At 62.5% G+C, this 6,989-nt stretch carries 5 protein-coding genes; 2 read left to right on the forward strand and 3 right to left on the reverse strand.

Annotated features, from left to right (window positions below; all coding sequences use genetic code 11):
• The first annotated feature begins 87 nt into the window (after nt 1–87).
• Nucleotides 88–462 (forward strand): DUF4913 domain-containing protein, encoded by a 375-nt coding sequence (locus IWX89_RS18095; protein WP_196904926.1) that lies wholly within the window; start codon nt 88–90, stop codon nt 460–462.
• Nucleotides 463–511: 49 nt separating this feature from the next.
• On the opposite strand, the gene IWX89_RS18100 is transcribed toward IWX89_RS18095, so the two are convergent.
• From IWX89_RS18100 to IWX89_RS18110, 3 genes are all read right to left on the reverse strand, one after another.
• A complete protein-coding gene (locus IWX89_RS18100; protein ID WP_196904927.1) occupies nt 512–1,780 on the reverse strand; it encodes a S1 family peptidase in 1,269 nt (422 codons plus the stop codon).
• 140 nt (nt 1,781–1,920) lie between these two features.
• Nucleotides 1,921–2,367, reverse strand: coding sequence for a hypothetical protein (locus tag IWX89_RS18105; protein WP_196904928.1), 447 nt, complete (start codon nt 2,365–2,367; stop codon nt 1,921–1,923).
• A gap of 643 nt (nt 2,368–3,010) precedes the next feature.
• The gene (locus tag IWX89_RS18110) at nt 3,011–3,565 is read right to left on the reverse strand and encodes a recombinase family protein (protein ID WP_196904929.1); all 555 of its coding nucleotides are present in this window, start codon (nt 3,563–3,565) and stop codon (nt 3,011–3,013) included.
• A 158-nt stretch (nt 3,566–3,723) separates the two neighbouring features.
• On the opposite strand from IWX89_RS18110, the gene IWX89_RS18115 reads away from it, so the two are divergent.
• Entirely contained in the window at nt 3,724–6,684 is a 2,961-nt protein-coding gene (locus IWX89_RS18115) for a Tn3 family transposase (RefSeq protein WP_196904930.1), read from the forward strand.
• The last annotated feature ends 305 nt before the right edge of the window (nt 6,685–6,989 follow it).

Here is a 6,989-nt window from a genome sequence, read left to right on the forward strand (position 1 = left end):
CGTCTCGATCCCCACGCTCTACCGGTGGATCCCCGCCACCGAACGCTGAGGAAGCGCCCTAACGTACTCTGAGCTCCGTTTTCTCAAATGCCCCCAGAAGAAGACGTTGACGTACAAGCTCAGTTCCTCGACTGGGTCGTGGAACACTTCTCCATCGTGGAGGTAGTTGGACCCAACAAGCGCTTCTACTGGTGCGCGCAATGGTTCGAGCACAAAGAAGTCGTGGCCCGCCTGGTCGCGCTCTGGAAAGCCCACCTGGCCGCCGAGCTAGGCGATGACCTCGGGGCGGTGTCGGCCTGGTGGATCAACGATTGGGACCGGCATGCGGCAGTTTTGTTTGACCCCACGAACGGCCCGTTTCGTTTCTGCGACCGCACCCGCGGCCACCTCTCCGAAACCAAAGAAACCGGCCCCGCCGTGTCCCTGACAATCCCCCCAGCAAAATGGCACCTACCCGGTTGATCCCGCCCAGAACCGACTGCGTCGCTCTTGTGCCCTGCAGCAGGATTGCTTAACGGCAGACGGGATCGAGGCAGACCTTGGTTCCGGTTATTGCTTCTGCATTGTCAATCTTCGTGAACCACAACATCCGGTTCGCTGAGGTGTCAGGCACGTCGCCGTTAAAGAGGGTCCCTGACATTACTCCCATTGCAGTATTGCCGCCGTAGACGGGACCGCCGCTATCACCCTTTGCATTCCACAAACGTGCGCTAGCAACCCCACCGATGCTTTGCCCATTGACGTAATATGCCGTGGTCACGGCAATGATATTGCCGCAGAGAGCCACCTGCGTTTTTGCGCCGTAGCGACAGACTCTCTCGCCACCTACGGGATTGCGGGCATCTAGAACAGCCCTGCCGACGTTCGTGTCGGCAAGAAACCAAGCATCCATCATGACTGGCGAACGGAAAAAGCGTGCGTCTCCGGTGCTACCTAAGGTGCCAGTCCCTCTGGTGAGACCGAACGTATCACCATTGGCTTGGTTCCAGTAGCTCAAATCTCCCGTACAGTGTCCGGCGGTGATTAGGCCCAAATCACTAGAGCTTGTAGATTTTGCGACGAATCCGCCGGTGCATTGCGGGAGACCTGACAACGTTAGCCAAGTCCCACCGTGGCGCCCGTGGCCGGTAGTCGCAGGCACCGATTCAACCGTCGTGACATTTATCTTGAGCCCACTACTTGATTCCAGTTCATCACTACTTGATTCCAGTTCATCTAGCGGGTCCGATGACCGCATCCTCGACGCTAGCTGGTCGGTTCCATACAGCGTTACATCGAAGGCACCGCTCTCGGGTACGGCCGAGATACCAAATGGGACTTCCCCGTTTGTAAGTTCCACAACCTGGTCAGTCAGTCCCAGCACGTCTTCTTCTAATTGCGCAGAGGAGTATCCGACGTTCTCTATCAATTCGAAGGGAACCCCTGGACCGTCAAGTATCGCTACAGCTTCCTCAGGTGCATCAGCAGCGAACGCGGCAACGAACCCATCGTTCGTGAAGGTCGAGTATGCAAAATCGTTCGGATACGCCACGGTGACGGCTGCGATCGCGTCTGCTGCGGGGCGCAAAATCTCCCACTTCGCCTCCTCGGCCGCGGAATCCGCGCCTGCGGGCGGAGTCTCCAGCGGCGTGTTGGATCCCGAACTAGCCACAGGAACAGGCCGGGAAGGCTGCGCAAGGGCCGGACTTGTGCCGGCGAGCATTGCGATCGATACTGCCGCAATCAAACTCGAGCGTAGATAGACATACGCCGAGCGCTGGCCGATGTGTTTTCTTGACAAAGGTCCCCCATATTTGGAATATTTCCCAGCTTATGGAGAGGCTGCCAGGCCGCGCTCACCCCCAATGAAGGGGCATTGGCAGCGTTTCAGGGCTTAGCGGTTGCCGTTGGCCGCTTGTCTTAGAGACCGTGCCCCCAGCATCATCTCGGGCTGTCGATTGTGGATACGAAGATGGGCGTCTCCTCTCCACACCTGTCACGGGCATCGTCAGGTAGCTTCAGGTCGTCGAACCCACCGCCTCCGCCCACGGTCAGTTGGTCGCCAAGCGCGAACTCGTGGCCGTTGACAGACAACGTCGTTCCATCCCAGGTCGTTCCTTCACGCGGGAACACGAATGGCGCACCTGCAACTAGGAGGCACCCGTTCTCAAAGGAAAGAGCACCTGTGTACTGTGCGCCCAGTCCGATGTGGCTTTCTCCTACCATCGTCAGTTCGTAGGTCAGAAGTCCCTCGACAAAAGTAATGGTGGAGCCGTTTTCGTCGGCCCCACCTAGTTTGCTCGGTTCCACGGTGGTGGCGGCACCAGCACAACCCGCAAACGCAAGCAGCAGCATCCCTAGCCCAACGAACCTGGATATGACCTTCATTTCTGCCTTCTGATGTGTTGCGATCGTTATGGAACGATACTCCTGCTGTTCGGATCAACCCGATGGATTGTTCCTCACCAACACTGTTCAGTTTCGGACACGTCGAGGAGTTACGCTCCAGGCCGTCGTCGCGGGCTCGGTCACTCTCGGGTCGGTTCCGTTCGTCCTTGCGCTTGTCGCCGGCCTCGCGTGGCTTGACGTTCAGGCCGGCCCGGCGCAGCTGCTCACGCTGCAGCTCGGCCTTGCGGGCGAACTGGGCGCGAAGGGCCTCAGCCGTCGTCTGCTGCGTCTTGGCCGGGCGTGCGGCTGTCGGTGCACTGACGCTCTCACGGGCGCGCTGCGTGGCCGTGGCGGCTGCTGCAGCACCGCGCTGCCGGTCGTCCTCGGTCGCTGCAGGGCGCGTACTGAGAACCTGTGACTTGTGCATGGCCGTGACTCGTTCGGCTAGGTCGGCACCCACGGGGCGCTGCCGGTAGTCCGCCGGCACTGCAGCGGTTTCCTTGGGGTCGATGCGGTACTGAGTGCGGAACACGTCAACCTCGGCGGCAAGTTCCGTCCGGGGACGTTTGAGAAAACGGAGCTTGAACTACGCTAAGCCGATTTTTTGGGCTTGGTTAGCGTGGTTGTGGCTCCGTTTTCCGGTTTAGCGGTCGGTGGCGGGGATCCACCGGTAGAGGGTCGGGATCGAGACGCCGATGTTGTGGGCGACGTCGGCGGCGGAGGTGCCCTGGGCGAGTAGCTGCCTCGCGGCGGTGATCTTGCGGTCGGTCATGAGGCGTTTGCGGCCGGGAGGGCGCCCGTTCTTGCGGGCGGCTTCGAGGCCGGCGCGGGTGCGTTCGACGGTGAGTTCTCGTTCCATTTGGGCGAGGGACGCCATGACGTGGAAGAAGAATCGGCCGGCAGGGGTCGTGGTGTCGATCTGGTCGGTGAGGGAGCGGAACCCGATGCCGGCGTGTTCGAGGCCGTCGGTGAAGGCGATGAGGTTTTTCACGGAGCGGCCGAGGCGGTCGAGTTTCCAGACGACGAGGGTGTCCCCGTCGCGGAGGTGGTCGAGGGCCTGGTCTAGGCCTGGGCGGGAGGCTTTGGCGCCGCTGATGGTGTCGGTGAAGGTTTTCTCGCAGCCCGCGGCGGTCAGGGCGTCGCGTTGCAGGTCGAGGTTTTGGTCGGTCGTGGAGACGCGGGCGTAGCCGATGAGCATGGGGCACCGTTTCGGTTCTCGAAATCCGTTTTCGGGGAATGATGCAAGAATACAGTTCCGAGAAGTGTTTGTGAGAGACCGGGACCCGCGGAGTTCCGTGCGCCGCGCGTAGCGGCGGCGGGGTTCTTATCTTCCTGCGTTTTCGAGAAAGGTGTCGTATGCCTCGTCGGACTGCGTTGTCGGAATTGGAGTGGGAGAGGCTGCTGGCCGTTCCCGAGTCCGAGGAGGACCTGGCTCGGGAATACACGTTCACTTCGGCCGAGCTGGAGCTGATCCGTCGCCGCCGCGGGGACGCGAACCGGTTGGGGTTCGCGGTGCAGCTGGCGTACATGCGTTTCCCCGGCACGGCACTCGGACCGGCGGAGCCGGCGCCTCAGGTGCTCGGCGCGGTTGCCGGGCAGCTGGGACTGTCGGCGGCGTTGTGGGCGGAGTACGGGCGGCGACCTGAGACGCGGTGGGAGCACGGATCTGAACTGCAGACGGTGTTGGGGGTGCGCCCGTACACGGATGCGAGCTTCACCGAGTTGGTCGATGCCCTCGACGACATTGCGATGCAGACGGATAAGGCTCCGGCCGTCGCGGAGAAGGCTATTGAAGTGCTGCGCTCGTGGGGCGTGTTGCTCCCCTCGGCAGGCACCTTGGACGAGGCTGTCTCCGCGTCGATCACCCGCGGGAGCCGGATGGTTCACGCCGCGTTAGCTGAGGAACTGACTATCGAGCAGAAGCAGGCACTGGATGGTCTGTTGCGGCCGCGTTCTGGCGCCCAGGGAACACAGTTGAACTGGTTGCGGCAGTCCCCGCTGAAACCGAACTCGAAGCACATGAGGGAGCACTTGGATCGTCTTCGGGCCTGGCAGAAAATTGGACTGCCACCCGAGTTGCGAGTGGTGGTGCGGCAGAACCGGCTCCTCAAGCTCGCTCGCGAAGGCGGCCAGATGAGTGCCGGGGATCTGGCGAAGTTCGAGCCGCAACGCCGATACGCAACGCTCGCGGCCCTGGCAATCGAGTCTGAGGCCACGGTGACGGACGAAGTGATCGAGTTGCATGACCGGATCCTGGGGAGAGTGTTCAACCAGGCCAAGAACCGGTACCGGGACGCGTTCCACGACGCCGGCAGGGAAATTAACGACAAGGTCCTACTCCTCAGCCGCGTCGGCGCGCTGCTCCTCACGGCCCGGGAGAAGGGCTCAGACCCGTTCGCCGCGATTGACGAGGCGATCGGGTGGGAGACATTTGAGCGCAGCGTCACGGAAGCCAAAACTCTCGCGCGCGGTAAGGATTTTGATTCGCTTCCGCAGATCCGCGACAGTTACGCGATGTTGCGCCGCTACACGCCTGATCTGCTGGAGACGGTGAACTTCCGCGCAGCTCCCGCGACCGCCGATCTGCTCCAAGCAGTCGACGTGCTGCGCGAGCTCAACCGAACAGGTTCCCGGACGGTTCCCGCGGACGCGCCCAGATCGATCATCCGACCTCGTTGGGCACGGGTCGTGTTCGGCGAGGACGGCAGTATCGACCGGGCGTTCTACGAGATGTGTGTCCTCGCGGAGCTGCGCAACGCCCTGCGCTCCGGCGACCTCTGGGTCGAGGGATCCCGCCAGCACAAGGACCTCGACAGTTACCTCATCCCCGCTCCCGCGTTCGCAACGCTCACGGCCACCGGGACTCTGCCGTTGCCCTTCCCAGTCGACGTCGACGCCTACCTCAGTGGTGAAATCGCCGACCTAGAACGGGAGCTGGCTCTCGTTGATGCGCGTGGCGGTGCCAAGCAGCTACCCGGTGTGAGCATCGACGCAGGTCGCCTTCACATCGAGGCGGCTGACACGATCGTCCCGGCCGAAGCGGAACACCTCATCACCCGCGCCGCCGCGATGCTCCCACGCGTGCCGATCACCGACATCCTCGTCGAGGTCAACAACTGGACCGGGTTCACCGACGAACTTGTGCACCTGAAGACCGGCGAGCCCGCCCGCGACACCCACATGCTCCTCACCGTGGTCCTGGCCGACGGGATCAACCTCGGCCTGACGAAGATGGCCGAAGCGTGCACCGGAGCCACCTACGCGAAGATGCTTCGCCTGCACGCCATGCACGTCCGCGACGAGACCTACAGCGCCGCCCGAGCCACAATCGTCAACACCCAACACCGGCACCCTTTCGCGGCTCACTTCGGCGACGGCACCACCTCCTCCTCCGACGGGCAACGATTCCGGGCCGGGAACTCCGCCTCGGCCACCGGGCACGTCAACCCCAAATACGGCTCCGCGCCCGGCCGGCTGATCTACACACACGTCTCGGACCAGTACGCGCCGTTCCACAGCCAGCTGGTGAACGTCGGCGTCCGCGACGCCACGTACGTCATCGATGGTCTCCTCCACCACGAATCCGACCTCGACATCCACGAGCACTACACCGATACCGCCGGGTTCACCGACCACGTCTTCGCCCTCACCCACCTCCTCGGGTTCCGGTTCGCGCCCCGAATCCGGGACCTCGCCGAAACCCGCCTCTACATCCCCACCAGCCGCTCCTACCCAAATCTTGACCCCCTCATCGGTGGCACGGTGAACACCTCCCTGATCCGCGCCCATTGGGCCGACATCCTTCGCCTGGCCGCGTCGATCGAGACAGGCACCGTCAGCGCCTCGCTGATGCTCAGGAAACTCGGCGCGTATCCCCGGCAGAACGGACTCGCCCGCGCCCTCAGGGAACTCGGCCGCCTCCAACGCACCCGGTTCATCCTCGACTGGCTCCAGAGCCCGGATCTGCGCCGCCGCACCACCGCGGGCCTGAACAAAGGCGAAGCCCGCAACGCCCTCGCCCGCGCCGTGTTCTTCAACCGGCTCGGCGAGATACGCGACCGCTCCTTCGAACAACAGCGCTACCGCACCTCCGGACTCAACCTCGTCACCGCCGCCATCGTGCTCTGGAACACCGTCTACCTCGACAGGATCATCCAAACCCTCCAAAACGGCGACGCCACCCTCGAGCCCGAGCTGCTTCAACACCTCTCCCCGCTCGGCTGGGAACACATCAATCTGACCGGTAACTACACCTGGCGCAACTCCACCAAACCCGGCCGCTACCGCACCCTTCGCCAACCCCCGAAAACGGCTTAGCGTAGTTCAAACTCCGTTTTCTCAAACGCCACCAAGGGCACCTTGGGTAACTCGGCCACAAAGGCGAACTCCGTCTCCATACTGTTGAGAAAAACTAAAAATGCCGACTGGCCCAGCATTTCTGGATGTTCCCATTCGTCCAAAACGGTAGACAGGTCATGCCTCCACTGCAACAGTTAATGCTGAGATGTGAAAATTCTGAGAAAATTTGGCTCTCCTGACGCTTCCGTGGGTTAGTCTCGGCCGGGAAGCACGGGTTTGTGCCCGCCGAGGCTGAGCATCGCGAGGGCGATGAGGGCGTCGGG

It is taken from the genome of Cryobacterium sp. MP_M3, from assembly GCF_015752155.1.
Classification (GTDB): Bacteria; Actinomycetota; Actinomycetes; order Actinomycetales; family Microbacteriaceae; genus Cryobacterium.

Excerpts from the sequence above, each read along its gene's own strand:
- IWX89_RS18095 (WP_196904926.1), top strand. The coding sequence starts at position 88 with ATGCCCCCAGAAGAAGACGTTGACGTACAAGCTCAGTTCCTCGACTGG.
- IWX89_RS18105 (WP_196904928.1), bottom strand. The coding sequence starts at position 2,367 with ATGAAGGTCATATCCAGGTTCGTTGGGCTAGGGATGCTGCTGCTTGCG.
- IWX89_RS18110 (WP_196904929.1), bottom strand. The coding sequence starts at position 3,565 with ATGCTCATCGGCTACGCCCGCGTCTCCACGACCGACCAAAACCTCGAC.
- IWX89_RS18115 (WP_196904930.1), top strand. The coding sequence starts at position 3,724 with ATGCCTCGTCGGACTGCGTTGTCGGAATTGGAGTGGGAGAGGCTGCTG.